Here is a 17,323-nt window from a genome sequence, read left to right as displayed (position 1 = left end):
GCCCGTCCGCCGGCGCCAAAGGCGCGGGCAGAGCAAGGAGAAGCCCCGGCCACCCTTGCGGGGAGCCGGGGCTTCTCCTGGAAGCGTTCCCTGAACGGGGACTACTTGGTGATCGGTCCGAGTACCGGATCGTCCACGTAGGCCGTCTTCACGTTTTCCTTGGTCACAATGACCGGCTCCAGCAGGTAAGCCGGGACAACCTTGACCTTGTTGTTGTAGGACTTGTCGTCGTTGATCTCAGGCTTCTTGCCGGCCTGGATGTCCTTGACCATGGTTATCGCGTGCTCAACGAGCTTGCGGGTGTCCTTGTTGATGGTGGAGTACTGCTCGCCGGCCATGATGGACTTCACGGACTCGACTTCGGAGTCCTGCCCGGTGATGACCGGAAGCGGCTTGCCGGCTGCCTTGACGGAGGTCAGGACTGCACGGGCCAGAAGGTCATTCGGGGACAGCACACCGTCCAGGGACGCCGTCGTGTAGCTGCCGGCCAGGAGGGTATCGGCACGCCTCTGGGCGTTTTCACCCTTCCAAGCCTGGGTGACGGCCTGCTCGAACGACTTCTGGCCGGAAAGTACCTTGAGGGTACCGTCGTCGATCTTCGGCTGGAGGACGCTCATGGCGCCGTCGAAGAAGACCTTCGCGTTGGCGTCGTCAGGGGAGCCCGCGAACAGTTCGATGTTGTACGGGCCGGAAGGCTTCTTGGCCTTCATCCCGTCCAGCAATGCCTGCCCCTGGAGCTCGCCCACCTTGAAGTTGTCGTAGGCCACGTAGTAGTCCACGTTCTCGGTGTTCAGCAGCAGACGGTCATACGCGATGATGGTTGTCCCGGCGTCCTTGGCCTGCTTGAGCTGGGTACCCAGCTGGGCACCGTCGATTGCACCCACGATGATGACCTTGGCGCCCTTTGTGATCATGGCACTGATCTGGTTCTGCTGCTCCGAAACACCGCCGTTGGCGAACTGGACATCGGCCTTGAAGCCGGCACCCTTGAGTCCGTCGTTGAAGAGCTTCTCGGCCAGAACCCAGTTTTCGCTGGTCTTCTGGGGCAGCGCGACGCCGATCGAGGAGTCCTTGGGGAATGCCTCGCCGCCGCCTGTGGAACCACCGGTGGTCCCGGTGTCGCTGCGGCCGCAGGCCGTCAGCGCCAGTGCCGCAATGGCAGCGATTGCTGCTGCCTTTCCTGCTTTACCAATCATTCGCATTTGCTGGGTTCACTTTCTTTAGGGGTGAGGTGGTTCCGGGGAGTTGGAATAGCTCAGGATTCCCTGGAAATCGTTTCTTTGGTGGAAGTCACTTCGTCCGGCTGGAGGGGGTTGCTGGGGCGGCTGAAGTTGCTCATCATCATGCCGATGATCGACTTCTTGCCCTGGGTTTTGTTGTAGACATCGAAGGCCACGGCGATGAGCAGCACGAGGCCCTTGATGATCTGGGTAAGGTCGGCTCCGACGCCCATCAGCTGCAAGCCGTTGTTCAGGACGGCCATTACCAGGCCACCTACGATCGAGCCGATCACGGTGCCCACGCCTCCGGTCACCGCTGCGCCGCCGATGAACACGGCCGCGATGGCGTCCAGTTCCCAGCCGACGCCGTCGAACGGCCCGGATGCTGTGGAGCGGCCCACGAAGATCATGCCGGCCAGGCCGGCCAGGATGGACATGTTCATCATGACCAGGAAGTTGACCTTCTTGGACTGGACGCCGGACAGTTCCGCGGCGTGCCGGTTGCCACCCACGGCGTAGATGTGACGGCCCACAACGGTCTTGGATGAGATGAAGCCGTAGATCAGGACGAGCACGGCAAGGATCAGGCCCGGGACCGGGAAGGAGGTGCCCGGACGGCCGGTTGCGAACAGGTACGTAGCGTAAAGAATGGCGCCGGAGATCAGCACCAGCTTGGTCACCATGACCCAGCCTTCGGGAACCTCGGCGCCCAGCGCCTTGGCCTTGGCTCGGGACCGGAGTTCGCCGAAGACCACGAAGCCGACGGCCAGCAGGCCCAGCAGGAGCGTGAGGTTGTTGAAGCCCGTGTTCGGGCCCACTTCGGGCAGGTAGCCGGAACCGAGGAACTGGAAATCGGCCGGAACCGGGATGGTGTTGGACTTGCCCACGAACTGGTTGAAACCCCGGAACAGGAGCATGCCGGCCAGCGTCACGATGAAGGCCGGAATGCCCACATAGGCAGTCCAGAACCCTTGCCAGGCGCCGATCAGGGCTCCCAGCAGCAGCCCGAACAGCACGCCCGCATACCAGGGGATACCCCAGTCCCGGATCATCAGCGCCACGGAGACGCCCACGAACGCGGCGATCGAGCCCACCGAGAGGTCGATGTGGCCGGCGATGATCACCAGGACCATGCCGATGGCCAGGATCAGGATGTAGGAGTTGCCGTTGAAGAGGTTGATGACGTTGCCCGGAGTCAGCGTGCGGCTCTCGGTGAAGATCTGGAAGAAGACGATCAGTGCAACGAGGGCGAAGATCATGCCGAATTGGCGGGTGTTGCCGCCAAAAAGCTTCTTGAGCGCGTTCATTGTTTCAGTCCTTGTGTCTGGTTTCTGGAGGATTCCAGAGGGTCAGGCGGATTTTCTGGTGGAAGTCATGAGTTTCATGAGGCTTTCCTGGCTGGCTTCGTCCTTGTTCACAACGCCGGTGATGGCGCCTTCAAAGATGGTGTAGATGCGGTCCGAGAGTCCCAGCAGCTCGGGGAGTTCGGAGGAGATGACAACAACTCCCTTTCCCTGGTTGGCGAGCTGCTGGATGATGCCGTAGATCTCGTACTTGGCGCCCACGTCAATGCCGCGGGTGGGTTCGTCCAGGATCAGCAGGTCCGGATCCGTGAACATCCACTTGGCCAGGACAACCTTTTGCTGGTTGCCACCGGACAGCTTGGACACGCCCTCCTCCACCGACGGGGTTTTGGTCCGCAGCGACTTCCGGTACTGCTCGGCCACCATGAATTCCTGGTTGGTGTCCACCACGCTGTGGCGGCTGATTTTCTTCAGGTTGGCTGAAACCGTGGTGGTCTTGATGTCATCGAGCAGGTTCAGGCCCAGGGACTTGCGGTCCTCCGTGACATAGCCGAGGCCCGCGTCAATGGCCTGGCGGACGCTTTTGAGGGTGAGCTCCTTGCCGTCCTTGTATACGTGCCCGGAGATGAAGCGGCCGTAGGACCGGCCGAACACGGAACGCGCCAGCTCGGTGCGCCCGGCACCCATGAGCCCGGCGAAGCCGACGATCTCGCCGCGGCGGACGTGGAAGTTCGAGTTCTTGCAGACGAGCCGGTCCTGGATCTGCGGGTGTCCCACGTTCCAGTCCTTGATCTCGAAAAACACCTCGCCGATCTTGGGCTCGTGATCCGGGAAGCGTGATTCCAGGGTGCGTCCCACCATCCCCTTGATGATGCGGTCCTCGTCCACGCCGTCGGCCTTGACATCCAGCGTTTCAATCGCCTTGCCGTCACGGATGATGGTGATGGAATCGGCGATCTGCTCGATCTCATTCAGCTTGTGGGAAATGATGATGGACGTGATGCCCTTGCCCTTCAGGCCCAGGATCAGGTCCAGCAGGTGCTGGGAATCGGATTCGTTCAGGGCCGCGGTGGGCTCGTCGAGGATGAGGAGCTTCACGGACTTGTTCAGGGACTTGGCGATCTCAACAAGCTGCTGCTTGCCCACGCCGATTTCCTTGATGGGGGTGTCCGGATCTTCGCGCAGGCCGACCCGGGCCAGCAGCTCGGTGGAACGCGTCCGGGCCTGGGCCCAGTCGATAATCCCGCGTTTGGTGGGTTCGTTGCCCAGGAAGATGTTCTCCATGATGGAAAGCTCCGGAATAAGCGCGAGCTCCTGGTGGATGATCACGATCCCGGCGTGTTCGCTGGCGCGGATGTCCTTGAACTCCTGGACTCCGGACTGGAACACAATGTCGCCCGAGTAGCTCCCGAACGGGTAAACGCCGGAGAGCACCTTCATCAGCGTGGACTTGCCCGCGCCGTTTTCACCGCAGATCGCGTGGATCTCTCCGGCCTTCACCCGAAGGCTTACATCGGCCAAAGCTTTGACGCCGGGGAATTCCTTAGTGATAGAGCGCATCTCAAGGATGACCGGATCGCTGTGCGTGTTGAGGGACGTCATGTGCCCTTACGCCTCCAATGCATGACTTCGTTGTCTGACCCCGCAAACCGCAGGGCCGTCTGATGAAAAAGTAAACTGGATCACATGCCTTGTCGTCAAGTCTTTAACGCAACGGGCCGGTAACAAATAATTTCAGGAGCGCCGGATTCCGGCATGCTGGAAGACCAACGCGGCTGCGCCAAGAGCCTCGGCGCGGTCTCCGAGCGAGGACATTGTCAGCGTGGTGGTCTCGCCGATGACAGGTACGGCATGGCGTACCAGCCCCCGACGGACTGGGTCCAGGAGCAGGTCGCCAAGGCCTGCCAGCGGACCTCCAACCACAATGACCTCGGGGTTGATCAGGTTGGCCACGTTGCCCAATGCGCGTCCCACTGCCAAGCCCGCATCGTCCACAACGCGCAGCGTGGCCGAATCCCGCGCCAACGCCTTGCGCACGATGTCCCCGGGCGTCAGCGGTCTCGCCTCGCCGCGGCTGAGGAGCTCGATCATGGTGGTGGTTGATGCGATGGTCTCGAGGCAGCCCCGGTTGCCACAGCGGCAGATGAGACCGTGTTCATGAATAGTGGCGTGGCCTATTTCGCCGGTGATGCCCACGTTGCCGTAGTAGGGGGCGCCATTAAGGATCAGGCCGGCGCCGATGCCCGAGCCGATCTTGAGGAACATCAGATTGTTCACGCCGCTGTGCGGCCCCCACGTTACTTCGGACAGCGCCCCCAGATTGGCGTCGTTGTCAACAAAGACGGGGAAATTCAGGGTTTCCTCGAGGTGTTGGAGGATGTTGATTCCCACCCATTCGGGGAGGATGGCGCCCTGCGCCACGGTTCCGGTTCTGCGGTCGATCGGGCCTGGAATACCGACGCCGGCACCCACCACGGCGCTGCGTTCCACGCCGCTTTCCTCGAGCAGCCGGGCCAGCAGCACAACGGCGGCTCTGATGCCCTCTTCCGCATGGTGCCCCAGAGGCAGCAGGACGGATTCTTCAGCAATGATGTGATAACTCAGCGAGGCCAGCACCACCCGGAGGTGCCGGCGTCCGAAGTCGATGCCGACGGCGACGGCGCCGTTGCTGTTCAAACGGACGTTAAGTGCCCGGCGTCCGGAGCTGGTGATGGGCTCCGTAGAGGCGAGGCCGGCATCCTGCATGATCCTGACGATGTTGGATACTGTGGCGGTTGACAGGCCGGTCTGACGGGCCAGTTCAGCCTGGGTTGAGGGCCCGCCCAGGAGGCACTCGATAATCCGCTGCTGGTTGAGGTGTCTCAGCGCGGATTGGGAACCGGGGTTTTTGGGCTTGCTCCTCGTTGAGCGTGATGTTGCAGGCATGCAATGAAGCGTGCACCATGGCGCCCTTGTAGTCAAGAAGTTAACGCAATATTCACGGTGTCTGCTTAATCGTTCCAGCATTGCGCAGGCTGCCCGTCTTCCGGGTTGATACGCCCCGGATGATGTTCCGGCGGGTCCAAACGTCCTGCCTCTTCCGGGGGTCCGCTGACTACGCTTGAATTAAAGACAATCCAGGGGCGCGGATTACGGAAGCCCCCGAGTATTGAGGTGGTAATGATGCTGCTTGCCCTCATGCAGGCTAATGCCGTGGTGCTGGACGTCGATGCCAACGTGCGCACTATGGACGGGCATGCCAGGCGTGCGGCCGAAGCCGGCGCCGGGCTCCTGCTGACGCCGGAGCTGTTTCCAGTTGGTTACTCCCCGTTGAAGGTACGGCAGGGGCTCGATCCTGCCCGGCTGCCGGCGATCCGGGCATCCCTTGCCGGCATTGCCCGCCGCCATGGCGTGGGGATGGTGTACAGCCTGCCCGCGGTGACGGATGAAGGCGAATGGCAGATCACCGCGACGCTGCTCGATTCCCAGGGTGCCGAACTCCTGAACTATTCGAAAGTGCACCTCTTTGGCGGCGAAGAACGTGAGGCGTTCGGAGCCGCGCAGTCCGCTCCCCGGGTTGTGGACTTCGCTGGACTCAAGACGTCCTTGCTCATCTGCTACGACGTCGAGTTCCCTGAGGCGGTCCGCGCCGCGGCCGATCGCGGAGCCGAACTCCTGCTGGTACCCACCGCGCTGTCCAGCGGGTTCGGCTCCGTGCCACAGGTGCTGATCCGTGCCAGGGCGATGGAGAGCCAGGTGCACGTGGCTTACGCGAACCACTGCGGCAGCGAAGGTGCCTATGAATTCCTCGGCGGCAGCGTCATTGCCTCCCCTGACGGCACGCTGCTGGCTGCCGCCGGTGGCTCAGCAGAAATGCTGCTCGCCGAAATCAGCACCGATTCCGTCCGCGAGGCCAGGGCAGCCGTGCCGTATCTGCGCGAGCGCCGCCCGGAGCTCTACCGTTCCTGGGAGGACTGAACCAGTTCATCGGTGTATTGCAGGGCGATCCACAGTTCCGCACGGACCTGTGCCTGGTTCAGATCGGTGCCCAGGAGTTCCGCCAGAATGCCGATCTGGCGGCGGACGCTGTTCCGGTGCAGCCCCGTGACTTTGGCCGAGCCATCCCAGCTGCCGTTTTCGCCGAGCCAGGCGCGGAGAACTGCCAAGAGCGGATCACGGCGCTCCGGCTCGAGGGTCAGGACCGGTTCCAGCATCCGGGCCGCCAGCATGGTTCCTGCCTCACGGCCCAACAGCCCGGTGACAGACCAGGTGACTTCGCCAACCCGGGTGCTCGTGCCGGTGGTCTGCACACGTCCCCGCAATGACGTTGCCCGTTGGTACGCCGCAGGCAGCCCGGCAGGCTCCGTCGGGTCTCCGATCACCAGGCGCCAGCCCAGCCTTTCGACGTCGGCGAGCAGCGCATCGTCGATCTTCAGCCGTGTAATGGCTGTGAAGCCGTAATCGGTGATTTCCACCAGTTTCGTATCAAAAATCCTGCGCCATTGGAGCAGTTCCCGGACGGGACCCTCCCCGACGGACCGGTCCGGGGAATCAAGGTTGATTCCCTGGATAACGCGCATCGGCGCGGACCGGGTTGAGGACAGGCTCTGCGCCAGCAGGTCCCGGAAGACGTTGACCTGGCGGGTTCCCCCGGAGGCAAGGCTCTCCGGGTGGAGCAGCAGCGCGGCGGCCAGCTGGCTGGGTGCCAGGGAACCGCTGGTCCGCTGCCTGACAAGTAGCTCCAGCAGGCCGACCGCCGAGGACACTACATTGTTCTGCGCGGGGGTAAGCGCCGCATCTGCTCCCAGGACCAGGGCCCCGAGGTTCGCATCCCTGGTACTGCGCAGCGGGTGGCCGAACACCAGCGCGGATCCCGGCGACTCGAAGCTGTCCATTTCCACGCGGGGACCGCTGCCGGAAAGCAACCGCCCAAGCAGCGGTTGCAATGCGGACTGTTCGACGCCGGGATTGCCGCCGCGGGCGCGCACCCTTCCGTCTGCCCCCACCAGCAGGGCCCAGACCGGAACCTGCTGGACAAGCGCGGCCAGCAGTTCATGCTCAGGCCGCGGAGACAACACCGCCCGCATCAGCTGGCGGTTGGTCTCGGCCAATTGCCGGAAGACCCTGGCATTTCCGGACTCCAACAGCTGGGAAAACTCGAGTCCAATGGCGGCAAAGGGGACAGCTGGGGGAATCTCCACCAGCGTCAGATTGTGGCGACGGCAGGCCTCGAGAAGGGCATCCGGTACGGCGTCGTAGTACGGCTGGAGGCCAAAGCCGAGAGCCCCGACCTTGGCCTCCACCAACCGTTGCACATACGCATCCACTTTGGCATCCGTCCCGCCATCGCCGGCAAACGGCAGACCAGCGGTGAGCAGGAATTCCCCGTCCAGCAAATAGGGGGTGGGATCCTCCAGTTCGCTGGGCTCAACCCAGCGCAGCAGCCCGCCGCCGCTTCCGCCGTCGTGCAGTATTTTCAACTCCGGCGGCAGCTGGGCCAGAAATTGCTCCAGCGTGACGAAGCTGAGTCTTTCCGCTGCCGACTCAGGCGACATCGGAATCTCCGGTTTCCGGGCCCTGGTAATCCGGGCATTCGTAGGCCCGCGGCAGCCGGGGCGCAATCCGGTTGATGATTTCATCGCCGTGGCTGCCGATTGCGGAGCCCCACTTATCCGCGGTCGCCGCCCCGAAGCCGGGGTCGCCAAATAGCACAGCCGTGTCACTAACGGTTACGTCCATGAGGTCCGGGCCGAGATCCACCATGAACTGGTCCATGCAGACCTTCCCGATCACAGGAACCTTGCGGCCGCCTATCTGGACTACGCTTCTGCCGCTGATTCCCTTGGGGATGCCGTCTGCGTAGCCCAGCGGTATGAGTCCCAGGAATCGGGGCTCATAGGTGATGGCCTGGTGTTCGTAGCTGACGCCGGTGCCGGCGGGGACCTTCTTGATCATCACCAGCGGTGCAGTGAAGGAAAGAGCAGGGCGCAGGCCAAAATCAGCCGGTTCGAGGTGATCGGCCGGTGCAAGCCCATAAATGGCCAGCCCTGCCCGCACCATGTCGAAATGGAATTCGGGGCGCTCCAGAATGTTGGCTGAACTGGAAACGTGCCGCAGTTCCGGGTTCAGCCCGGCCTCCCGGGCTTCAGCGACGGCCAGCTCAAAGGCAGCTACAGCGGCCGCATTTCCGGGGTGGGCAGGAACGTCTGCCCAGGCCAGATGGGTCCAAACGCCCCTGACCACCACCGTGCCGGCCAGCTCGGCCTGCCTTGCCCGGGCCACCAGTTCCGGCCAGTCTTCGGCGCGCGCACCGCCTCTGCTCAGCCCGCTGTCCAGCTCCAGATGCACGTACGCGGGGTGGCTAAGGTCCTTTGAAATCCCCGCGAGGACCTCAAGCTGATCCAGGCTGCCGAGGGACACGTCGATGTCGAATTCCAACGCTTCCCGGATCACATCGCTTGTCTGGGATGCCAGATACAGCCAGGAAAGCACCGGCGATTCTATGCCGGCGCTGCGCAGTGCGATGGCCTCGGAAAGCTGCGCGGTGCCGAGCCAGTCTGCCCCGGAATCCAGTGCGGTCCGGGCTACGTCCAGTAGTCCATGGCCGTAGGCGTTGCCTTTGACCACCGCCATGAAGTGCGGAGCGGCGGAGCGCTTCCGGAGCGCTTTGACATTGTCTGAAATTGCAGACAGATCTACGTTGACCTGCCCGGAAAGTGTGCACTGGGGCCCGCTTGTCAGTTGTGCATTACGTCTCATGATTGAACATCATAGGACACTTTGCACAAGGTTGAGAGCCACATCACAGGCCTAAGCTGGTCTGGGGAAACCGAAAACTACTCATGAATGGACGTCGACGATGACTGTGCCTACCTTCACCGGCCAAAGGCCCGCCGGTGCCGTGACCAGGCCCGGCCTGGCATCCCAGCTGCTGCGCCGCAAGCCGATCGGCCAAATGGTCAGCGAGGCCGAAAACGGCAATGGCGGGCCTCGGCTCGTCCGGAGTTTTGGTGTTCTTCAGCTGACCATGATCAGCGTCGGAGCCACACTGGGCACCGGCATCCTGGTGATTCTCGGCGAGTCCGTGCCGCTGGCAGGCCCGGCCATCTGGATCTCCTTTGTCATCGCCGGCCTGGCCGCCCTGTTCTCCGCAGTGTCCTACGCGGAGATGGCCGGCCTGGTGCCCGTCGCCGGTTCCAGCTACTCCTACACATACGCCACCATGGGCGAGGGCATGGCCTGGATCTGCGGCTGGTGCCTGGTGCTGGAATACGCGGTGTCCGTTGCCGCGGTGGCTGTTGGCGCGGGCCAATACGTCAACGAGACGCTGGCCGCGTTCGGACAGTTTCTGCCTGACGCCGTCTCACAGCCACCGGGTGGCGGCGGGGTTGCGAATGTGCCGGCCATGGTCATCGTGGTCCTGGCCATGATGCTGCTCGTCCGGGGTGCCCGGGAGAGCGCCTGGATCAATACTGCGATCGTCATCATCAAGGTGGGCATCCTGCTCTTCTTCTGCGCTGTCGCCTTCACCGTATTCAACTCGGGCAATTTCGAACCGCTGATGCCGATGGGTGCAGCGGGCGTCTCGGCTGCCGCATCCCGGGTGTTCTTCTCCTTTATCGGATTCGACGCCGCCTCGACTGCGGGCGAGGAAGCCCGCAACCCCAAGCGTGACCTGCCCCGGGCCATCATGCTTTCCATGCTGATTGTTACCACCATCTACGTTCTGGTGGCGGTTGCCGCGATCGGAGCCCGCCCGTGGGGATGGTTTGACGGCACCGAGGCTGCACTGGTCCAGATTCTGAATGAGACCACGCACCAGCCCTGGATCGCCCTGGTGTTTTCTGTCGGGGCAGTCCTCGCCATTGCCAGCATCGTCCTGACCGTGCTTTACGGCCAGACCCGCATTCTGATGTCCATGTCCCGGGACGGCCTGATCCCGAAGATCTTCGGCCGCGTCTCCCGCAGGACCGGAACACCGGTTGCCGGAACGCTCATAGTGGGCACCGCCGTCGCACTCACCGCGGGACTTGTCCCGCTGGGGGCGCTGGCCGATGCCACCAGCATCGGCACACTGTTCGCCTTCGCACTGGTGAATGTGGCCGTCATCTACCTGCGGCGCAGCAGGCCCGACATGAAGCGCAGCTTCCGCGTCCCGCTGTATCCGCTGACACCCGTCCTCGGCACCCTGATGTGCGCCTATCTGATGGCCAACCTCGGCGTGGACACTTGGCTGGTTTTTGCAGTCTGGATGCTGGTGGGCCTTGCCGCCTACTTCGGCTATGGACGCCGCAACTCGCGGGTGGCCGCCCTGAGCGAGGAGGACTATCGTGAATTATCCACCAGGGCCGCCGGCCCGGAACCCGTGAAGGCAGAGCTTCCATGACCATCGCCACCGAATTGCCAGCCGGGGATCACGCCAGCACGGCGGCAACCGCACCAGCCGATGCAGCGGCGCCTATCACCATGCTTAACCCGGATTTCCCGTTCAGCTATGACCACTACCTCGCGCATCCTGCCGGCCTGGGATCGGTTCCGCCGGAGCTGTACGGCACCGAAGTGGCTGTGGTCGGTGCCGGGCTCTCCGGGCTCGTCACCGCTTACGAGCTCATGAAGATGGGTCTCCGCCCCGTGGTCTACGAGGCCGATCAGATCGGCGGGCGCCTGCGGACGGCCAGTTTCCCGTCCGCGCCGGATGTCATTGCCGATCTTGGCGGGATGCGGTTCCCGGTTTCCGGCAAGGCGTTTTACCACTATGTAGACCTGCTGGGCATCCAGACGCAGGAATTCCCCAACCCGTTGGCGCCATCCACATCCAGTACGGTCATCGAGTTGGCGGGCGAGAAGCATTATGCCACCACCTCCGCCGAGCTTCCGGAGTTCTACCGCGAAGTCGCCGAGGCCTGGAAGGCGGCCGTCAACGACGGCGCCAGCTTCAGCCAGATGCAGGAAGCAATCCGGGTCCGGGATACCGGCAGGATCAAGGAACTCTGGAATGAACTGCTGCCGCTTCTGGACGAGCAGTCGTTTTACGGCTTCATTGGGTCCAGCAAAGCGTTCAAGGAAGCCGGGTTTGCCCACCGGGAGGCCTTCGGCCAGGTGGGGTTCGGAACCGGCGGCTGGGACACGGACTTCCCCAATTCCATCCTGGAAATCCTGCGCGTGGTCTACACGGACGCGGACGACCAGCACCGGCTGATTACCGGCGGGGCGCAGCGGCTCCCTGAGGCACTCTGGCGGCACGCGCCGTCGGGCATGGCACACTGGCCGGCGGGAACCTCACTTGCCTCGCTGCATTCCGGTTCCCCGCGGGGAGCGGTGGACCGCATCAGCCGTGAAGGGAACGGCGATCTGCTGGTCCGCGAACGCTGGGGCCGCGAGGCTGCATACCCGGCCGTGGTGACCACGTGCCAGTCGTGGCTGCTGTCCACCCGAATCCATACGGAAGAGGCGTTGTTCCCTTCCGAGCTGTGGACGGCGATCGAGCGCTCCCACTACATGCAGTCGTCCAAGACGTTTGTCATGGTCGACCGGCCGTTCTGGAAGGACATCGACCCGGCAACCGGGCGCGAGGTCATGTCCATGACCCTCACGGACCGCCTGAACCGGGCAACCTATCTGCTCGATGACGGGCCGGACAAGCCTGCCGTCATCCTGTTGTCCTACACGTGGAATGACGATGCCCTCAAATGGCTGGCGCTGGATGCGGATGAACGCGTGGAGCTGATGCTGCATTCGCTCAGGCAGATCTACCCCGGCGTTGATATCGCCAGCCACATCATTGGCCAGCCCATCACGGTCTCGTGGGAAGCGGACCCCAACTTCATGGGGGCGTTCAAAGCCAATCTGCCCGGGCACTACAGGTATCAGCAGCGGCTCTTCACGCACTTCAAGCAGGACAAGCTGCCGGAGGGCCAGCGGGGCATCTTCCTGGCGGGCGACGACGTTTCCTTCACCGCCGGCTGGGCAGAGGGTGCCGTCACCACGGGGCTGAACGCGGTGTGGGGTGTAGTCAACCACCTCGGCGGCCGTACGGCGTCCGCGAATCCAGGGCCGGGTGACCTGCTGGATGAGCTGGGGCCCATCAGCCTCGACTGATCAGGAGGAATGCAGTTCCCGGTGCGCTCTGGCGAGTTCCTTGTAATGCGCGGCGTTGTGCTTAACGCCTTCGAATTCCTCGTCCGTGAGTGCCCGCCGGACCTTGGCGGGCACCCCGGCGACCAGCGAACGAGGCGGGATCACGGCGCCTTCCAGCACCACGGCTCCGGCCGCTATGAGGGAGCCGGCACCGATCACGGCACCGTTAAGGATGGTGGCGCTCATACCGATCAGGCAATCGTCCTCCACCGTGCAGCCGTGGACCACGGCGCTGTGACCGACACTGACGCGGGCGCCCACGGTGCACGGGAATCCCGGGTCAGCGTGCAGCACCACGTTGTCCTGCAGGTTGGTGCCGGCACCCACGGAGATGGCGGCGGTGTCGGCGCGGACCGAGACGCCATAGAAGGCACTCGAGTCTTCGGCCAGGGCGGCTTTGCCGATGATCGAGGCGGAGGGCGCTACGAACGCGGATTCGTGGACAGCCGGTGTGTCGCCGGCGAAGGAGTAGATAGGAGCCATGGCTCCAGCGTAGAACACGCCGCGGCCGCCCATGTAGGTAGCAGCACGTGCACTAGCCAGCGCTCAAAACGGCGTTTGCTGCTACCCAGTTGGGTTAGGAGGGCGTGCGAAGAATCAGAAACTGGTAGTGCTGGGTCCACTTTCCCGCTCCGGGTCCGGCTTCCTCTCCTGATCCTTCGGGCCACGTCACAAACGACTCCACCGTTCCGTGACTGCCGAAAACGCGCTGCACGGCGTCATCGCTTCTTCGGCTGAAAAATCTGCGGGGCTCAACCGCGTCTTCCGGGTTGAGGCACTCATCATCCTGCCCGGACCAGAGCCCAACGGCGACCGGCGCCCCGGGCACCGCCACACGCACAAGTTCGCTGACCACGCCGTCAATGTCTGCGTTGGGGATGTGCAGCAACGTGCTCATGGTCCACACTGCGTCGAACGAGCCTCCGGCGAACGGCAGATCCCGGCCGCTGGCCACGGAAGCTTCCAGGCCCTTCGCCCTCGCCATCCAGACGTGCTCCTCCGAAAGATCGACACCCGTGTAGTGGATCCCGGTCTGGACAAACTGAATCCCTTCAATGCCGGGGCCGCAACCGAGCTCGAACACGGAATGCCGGTGTTCGGCCTTCAGCATTGCAATGAATGATTCCTGCTGCGCCACACGCTGCGGAGTCATGGGCCTGGAACCACGCAACGAGGCCTGCCGGTCATAGAACGCCGCGAGATTCGCCTCGCTGCTCTCATCCGCTCCGTGCATCATGGCCTAGTTAAAAACGACGGTCCGGTTGCCGTCAAGGAGCACGCGGTGTTCTGCATGCCACTGCACAGCCTGGGCAAGGGTGCGGCCTTCGACGTCGCGGCCCATCTGGACGAACTGATCGGGTGTCCGGGCGTGGTCCACGCGGATGACTTCCTGTTCGATGATGGGCCCCTCGTCCAAAGCCGCCGTGACGTAGTGGGCGGTGGCGCCGATGAGCTTGACTCCGCGGGCGTGTGCCTGGTGGTAGGGCTTGGCGCCCTTGAAGGACGGCAGGAACGAATGGTGGATGTTGATGGCCTTGCCGGTGAGTTCGATGCAGAGCTCGTTGGAGATGATCTGCATGTAGCGCGCCAGGACAGTCAGCTCAATATGCTGCTCGGCCATGATGGCCCGGAGTGCGTCCTCGGCCTCAACCTTGGTGTCCGGGGTGACCGGGATGTGGTGGAACGGGATGCCGTAGAAGTCAGCCAGCCCGGCCAGATCCTGGTGGTTGGACACAATGGCGGGGATCTCGATCGGCAGGGTGCCGGAGCGCTGCAGGAACAGGAGATCGTTGAGGCAGTGCGCGGACTTGCTGGCCATCAGCAGTGTGCGGACCTTCTGGCCCACGGCGCTGAGGTTCCACTGCATGCCGAATGCCTCGGCCACCGGCTCAAGGGCGGACTGCAGCTCAAGCCGCGATGCCGCCGTCGTGGCTTCCACCCGCATGAAAAAGGTGCCGGTAGCCTGGCTGCCGTACTGCTGGGAATCCGTAATATTACAGCCGGCCACCAGCAGTGCTCCGGCCACAGCGTGCACGATTCCGGGGCGGTCCGGGCAGGAAAGGGTTACTACATACGCTTCGCTCAGCTGCTGTTCAGTCACGAAGAACAGCCTACCCGCGCCGCGGCGCCCGCTTTGGTAGTCTGGTGAGGTCGCAACTGGCGTCGGGTGGTTAACCACCAGGGAGCGGCAATCACGAAGACCACGGATCGTCCGCCTGGGCCGAGGGTCATGTTTTACCGGTACTCAACGGTGCGCAGACAGGTGCGTGCCACGATCTGGTGCTGTTCCGTCGCCGTCATCAAGGGGCGGTGTAACGTGTCAGCCGGTAACCTGACCAATAGCCGTGCCCGTTCCCTAGCCAGGAGTTTTTCGTGACTACTACCGCCACCACGTCAGCCGCAGTCAGCAACCAGTCGCTGGCTGAACTCGATCCCGAGATCGCCGCAGTACTGGACCAGGAGCTTGGCCGCCAGCGCGGCACCCTGGAAATGATCGCCTCAGAGAACTTCGCACCCCGTGCAGTGATGGAAGCCCAGGGCTCCGTCCTCACCAACAAGTACGCCGAAGGCTACCCCGGCCGCCGCTACTACGGCGGCTGCGAATACGTGGACATCGCCGAGCAGTTGGCAATCGACCGCGTCAAGGACCTGTTTGGTGCCGAGTACGCCAACGTCCAGCCGCATTCCGGTGCCCAGGCGAATGCAGCCGCGCTGTCCGCCATGATCATCCCCGGCGACAAGATCCTGGGCCTCTCCCTGGCCCACGGCGGCCATCTGACCCACGGCATGAAGCTCAACTTCTCCGGCAAGCTCTATGAGGTTGCCGCGTACCAGGTGGAGCAGGACAACTTCCGGGTGGACATGGACAAGCTGCGCGAGCAGGCCATCGCCGAAAAGCCGAAGGTCATCATCGCCGGCTGGTCCGCGTACCCGCGCCACCTCGACTTCGCCGCTTTCCGCTCCATCGCTGATGAAGTGGGCGCGCTGCTCTGGACCGACATGGCCCACTTCGCCGGACTCGTGGCGGCCGGGCTGCACCCGAGCCCGGTGCCGTACTCCGACGTCGTCACCTCCACGGTGCACAAGACCCTGGCAGGTCCGCGTTCCGGCGTGATCCTGGCCAAGCAGGAGTGGGCCAAAAAGATCAACTCCAACGTGTTCCCGGGCCAGCAGGGCGGGCCGCTGATGCACGTCATCGCAGCCAAGGCCGTGGCCTTCAAGATCGCAGGCACCGCGGAATTCAAGGAGCGCCAGGAGCGTGTCCTGGAAGGTGCCAAGATCATCGCGGACCGCCTCAACCAGTCCGATGTTGCCGGGGCCGGCGTCTCCGTCCTGACGGGCGGCACCGACGTTCACCTGGTGCTGGTCGACCTGCGGCACTCACAGCTGGACGGCCAGCAGGCCGAGGATCTCCTGCACTCCGTGGGCATCACCGTGAACCGCAACGCAGTGCCGTTCGACCCCCGCCCGCCGATGGTCACCTCAGGCCTGCGCATCGGTACGCCGGCTCTGGCCACCCGCGGCTTCGGCGCCGAGGAATTCACCGAGGTTGCGGACATCATCGCCACCGCGCTGAAGTCCGGCCCCGCCACAGACATCGAATCCCTTCAGTCCCGTGTGGACAAATTGGCAGCCGACTTCCCGCTGTACCCGCAGCACGAGCAGTGGTAGCAGCATGACCAGCGCCGACACTGCACGTACCGCACGGATTCTCGACGGCAAGGCCACCGCTGCCGCCATCAAGGCCGAACTGACCGGACGGGTGGCCGCACTCCGGGCCAAGGGCATCACCCCGGGGCTGGGCACCATCCTGGTGGGCTCCGATCCCGGAAGTACCTGGTACGTAGGCGGCAAGCACAAGGACTGCGCCGAGGTGGGCATCACGTCCATCCGCCGCGACCTGCCCGAGGACGCCACCCAGGACGAGCTCCTGGCCGTGGTCCGCGAGCTCAACGAGAACCCGGAATGCACCGGTTACATCGTCCAGCTTCCGCTGCCCAAGCACATCGACACGGACGTCATTCTGGAGGCCATGGACCCTGAAAAGGACGCCGACGGCCTGCACCCGATGAACCTGGGCCGGCTCGTGGCCAACGTCAGCGGACCCATGAAGTCCCCGCTGCCCTGCACCCCCAAAGGGTGCGTGGAGCTGCTGACCAGGCACGGGATCGACCTCAACGGCAAGCGCGTCCTCGTGGTGGGCCGCGGCGTCACCATCGGCCGTCCGGTGGGTCTCCTGCTCACCCGCAAGGACGTCAACGCCACGGTCATCCTGGCCCACACCGGCACGGTGGACCTGCCCGCCGAACTCCGGCAGGCCGACGTCGTGATTGCCGCGGCCGGCCAGCCGCACATGATCAAGGGGGAAGACCTCAAGCCGGGCGCCATAGTGCTCGACGTCGGTGTGAGCCGCGTGGACGACGGCAACGGCAAAGCGGTGGTCACCGGAGACGTGGACCCCGCTGCTGCGGACGTCGCCGCCTGGCTGTCCCCGAACCCGGGCGGTGTGGGTCCGATGACCCGCGCCATGCTGCTGGCCAACGTGGTGGAAACCGCAGAACGGCACGCCGGCATCGCCTAGATCATTCCGGTGGCCGAGCTTGCCGAGACCCGGTTTCGACAAGCTCGACCGCGGTCGACGGGAGCAATCACCGTTTCAGGGTGCCTACTTCAGCGGGAGTA

General features: G+C 63.8%; 14 protein-coding genes. 5 read left to right on the top strand and 9 right to left on the bottom strand.

Features of this window, described 5'->3' with window-relative positions; genetic code table 11:
- Positions 1–101: 101 nt before the first annotated feature.
- From V3C33_01560 to V3C33_01545, 4 genes are all read right to left on the bottom strand, one after another.
- The gene (locus V3C33_01560) at positions 102–1,202 is read right to left on the bottom strand and encodes a sugar-binding protein (protein XAS68046.1); all 1,101 of its coding nucleotides are present in this window, start codon (positions 1,200–1,202) and stop codon (positions 102–104) included.
- Between the two features lie 53 nt (positions 1,203–1,255).
- On the bottom strand, positions 1,256–2,527 hold the full coding sequence (gene mmsB, locus V3C33_01555; GenBank protein ID XAS68045.1) for a multiple monosaccharide ABC transporter permease: 1,272 nt from the start codon (positions 2,525–2,527) through the stop codon (positions 1,256–1,258).
- A gap of 42 nt (positions 2,528–2,569) precedes the next feature.
- Positions 2,570–4,126 carry a multiple monosaccharide ABC transporter ATP-binding protein gene (mmsA, locus tag V3C33_01550; protein XAS68044.1) on the bottom strand — a complete coding sequence of 519 codons (1,557 nt, stop codon included), beginning with the start codon at positions 4,124–4,126 and terminating at the stop codon, positions 2,570–2,572.
- Between the two features lie 132 nt (positions 4,127–4,258).
- Positions 4,259–5,449 carry an ROK family transcriptional regulator gene (locus V3C33_01545; protein ID XAS68043.1) on the bottom strand — a complete coding sequence of 397 codons (1,191 nt, stop codon included), beginning with the start codon at positions 5,447–5,449 and terminating at the stop codon, positions 4,259–4,261.
- 234 nt (positions 5,450–5,683) lie between these two features.
- On the opposite strand from V3C33_01545, the gene V3C33_01540 reads away from it, so the two are divergent.
- Complete coding sequence (locus V3C33_01540; protein XAS68042.1) at positions 5,684–6,481, top strand: carbon-nitrogen hydrolase family protein; 798 nt, start codon at positions 5,684–5,686, stop codon at positions 6,479–6,481.
- Here the strand turns inward: V3C33_01540 and V3C33_01535 are convergent.
- A complete protein-coding gene (locus V3C33_01535; protein ID XAS68041.1) occupies positions 6,460–8,058 on the bottom strand; it encodes a PucR family transcriptional regulator in 1,599 nt (532 codons plus the stop codon). The genes V3C33_01540 and V3C33_01535 overlap by 22 nt on opposite strands.
- A complete protein-coding gene (alr, locus tag V3C33_01530; protein XAS68040.1) occupies positions 8,048–9,262 on the bottom strand; it encodes an alanine racemase in 1,215 nt (404 codons plus the stop codon). The genes V3C33_01535 and alr overlap by 11 nt, the downstream gene beginning before the upstream one ends.
- A 100-nt stretch (positions 9,263–9,362) precedes the next feature.
- Between alr and V3C33_01525 the strand changes: the two genes are divergently transcribed.
- Together V3C33_01525 and V3C33_01520 are read left to right on the top strand one after the other, a co-directional pair.
- Complete coding sequence (locus V3C33_01525; GenBank protein XAS68039.1) at positions 9,363–10,889, top strand: amino acid permease; 1,527 nt, start codon at positions 9,363–9,365, stop codon at positions 10,887–10,889.
- Entirely contained in the window at positions 10,886–12,601 is a 1,716-nt protein-coding gene (locus V3C33_01520) for an NAD(P)/FAD-dependent oxidoreductase (GenBank protein ID XAS68038.1), read from the top strand. Before V3C33_01525 ends, V3C33_01520 begins: the two co-directional genes overlap by 4 nt.
- Here V3C33_01520 and V3C33_01515 read toward each other — a convergent pair whose 3' ends face one another.
- The 3 genes from V3C33_01515 to purU all read right to left on the bottom strand — a co-directional run bounded on the left by V3C33_01515 (position 12,602) and on the right by purU (position 14,741).
- The gene (locus tag V3C33_01515) at positions 12,602–13,123 is read right to left on the bottom strand and encodes a gamma carbonic anhydrase family protein (GenBank protein XAS68037.1); all 522 of its coding nucleotides are present in this window, start codon (positions 13,121–13,123) and stop codon (positions 12,602–12,604) included. It abuts the gene before it with no gap.
- Positions 13,124–13,217: 94 nt separating this feature from the next.
- Positions 13,218–13,877, bottom strand: a complete 660-nt coding sequence (locus tag V3C33_01510; GenBank protein XAS68036.1) for a class I SAM-dependent methyltransferase — start codon at positions 13,875–13,877, stop codon at positions 13,218–13,220.
- A gap of 3 nt (positions 13,878–13,880) precedes the next feature.
- Positions 13,881–14,741 (bottom strand): formyltetrahydrofolate deformylase, encoded by an 861-nt coding sequence (purU, locus tag V3C33_01505; protein ID XAS68035.1) that lies wholly within the window; start codon positions 14,739–14,741, stop codon positions 13,881–13,883.
- Positions 14,742–15,013: 272 nt separating this feature from the next.
- Between purU and glyA the strand changes: the two genes are divergently transcribed.
- Positions 15,014–16,312 carry a serine hydroxymethyltransferase gene (gene glyA / locus V3C33_01500; protein ID XAS68034.1) on the top strand — a complete coding sequence of 433 codons (1,299 nt, stop codon included), beginning with the start codon at positions 15,014–15,016 and terminating at the stop codon, positions 16,310–16,312.
- A 4-nt stretch (positions 16,313–16,316) separates the two neighbouring features.
- Entirely contained in the window at positions 16,317–17,222 is a 906-nt protein-coding gene (locus tag V3C33_01495; GenBank protein ID XAS68033.1) for a bifunctional methylenetetrahydrofolate dehydrogenase/methenyltetrahydrofolate cyclohydrolase, read from the top strand.
- Positions 17,223–17,323 lie beyond the last annotated feature (101 nt).

Source organism: Micrococcaceae bacterium Sec5.7 (genome assembly GCA_039636785.1).
Lineage (GTDB): Bacteria > Actinomycetota > Actinomycetes > Actinomycetales > Micrococcaceae > Arthrobacter.
Note: the sequence above shows the minus strand (reverse complement) of the source record. Positions and strands in the feature narration are given on the sequence as shown.

Excerpts from the sequence above, each read along its gene's own strand:
- V3C33_01545 (XAS68043.1), bottom strand. The coding sequence starts at position 5,449 with ATGCCTGCAACATCACGCTCAACGAGGAGCAAGCCCAAAAACCCCGGT.
- V3C33_01535 (XAS68041.1), bottom strand. The coding sequence starts at position 8,058 with ATGTCGCCTGAGTCGGCAGCGGAAAGACTCAGCTTCGTCACGCTGGAG.
- alr (XAS68040.1), bottom strand. The coding sequence starts at position 9,262 with ATGAGACGTAATGCACAACTGACAAGCGGGCCCCAGTGCACACTTTCC.
- V3C33_01525 (XAS68039.1), top strand. The coding sequence starts at position 9,363 with ATGACTGTGCCTACCTTCACCGGCCAAAGGCCCGCCGGTGCCGTGACC.
- V3C33_01495 (XAS68033.1), top strand. The coding sequence starts at position 16,317 with ATGACCAGCGCCGACACTGCACGTACCGCACGGATTCTCGACGGCAAG.
- V3C33_01520 (XAS68038.1), top strand. The coding sequence starts at position 10,886 with ATGACCATCGCCACCGAATTGCCAGCCGGGGATCACGCCAGCACGGCG.
- V3C33_01560 (XAS68046.1), bottom strand. The coding sequence starts at position 1,202 with ATGCGAATGATTGGTAAAGCAGGAAAGGCAGCAGCAATCGCTGCCATT.
- V3C33_01510 (XAS68036.1), bottom strand. The coding sequence starts at position 13,877 with ATGATGCACGGAGCGGATGAGAGCAGCGAGGCGAATCTCGCGGCGTTC.
- mmsB (XAS68045.1), bottom strand. The coding sequence starts at position 2,527 with ATGAACGCGCTCAAGAAGCTTTTTGGCGGCAACACCCGCCAATTCGGC.
- mmsA (XAS68044.1), bottom strand. The coding sequence starts at position 4,126 with ATGACGTCCCTCAACACGCACAGCGATCCGGTCATCCTTGAGATGCGC.
- V3C33_01540 (XAS68042.1), top strand. The coding sequence starts at position 5,684 with ATGATGCTGCTTGCCCTCATGCAGGCTAATGCCGTGGTGCTGGACGTC.
- V3C33_01515 (XAS68037.1), bottom strand. The coding sequence starts at position 13,123 with ATGGCTCCTATCTACTCCTTCGCCGGCGACACACCGGCTGTCCACGAA.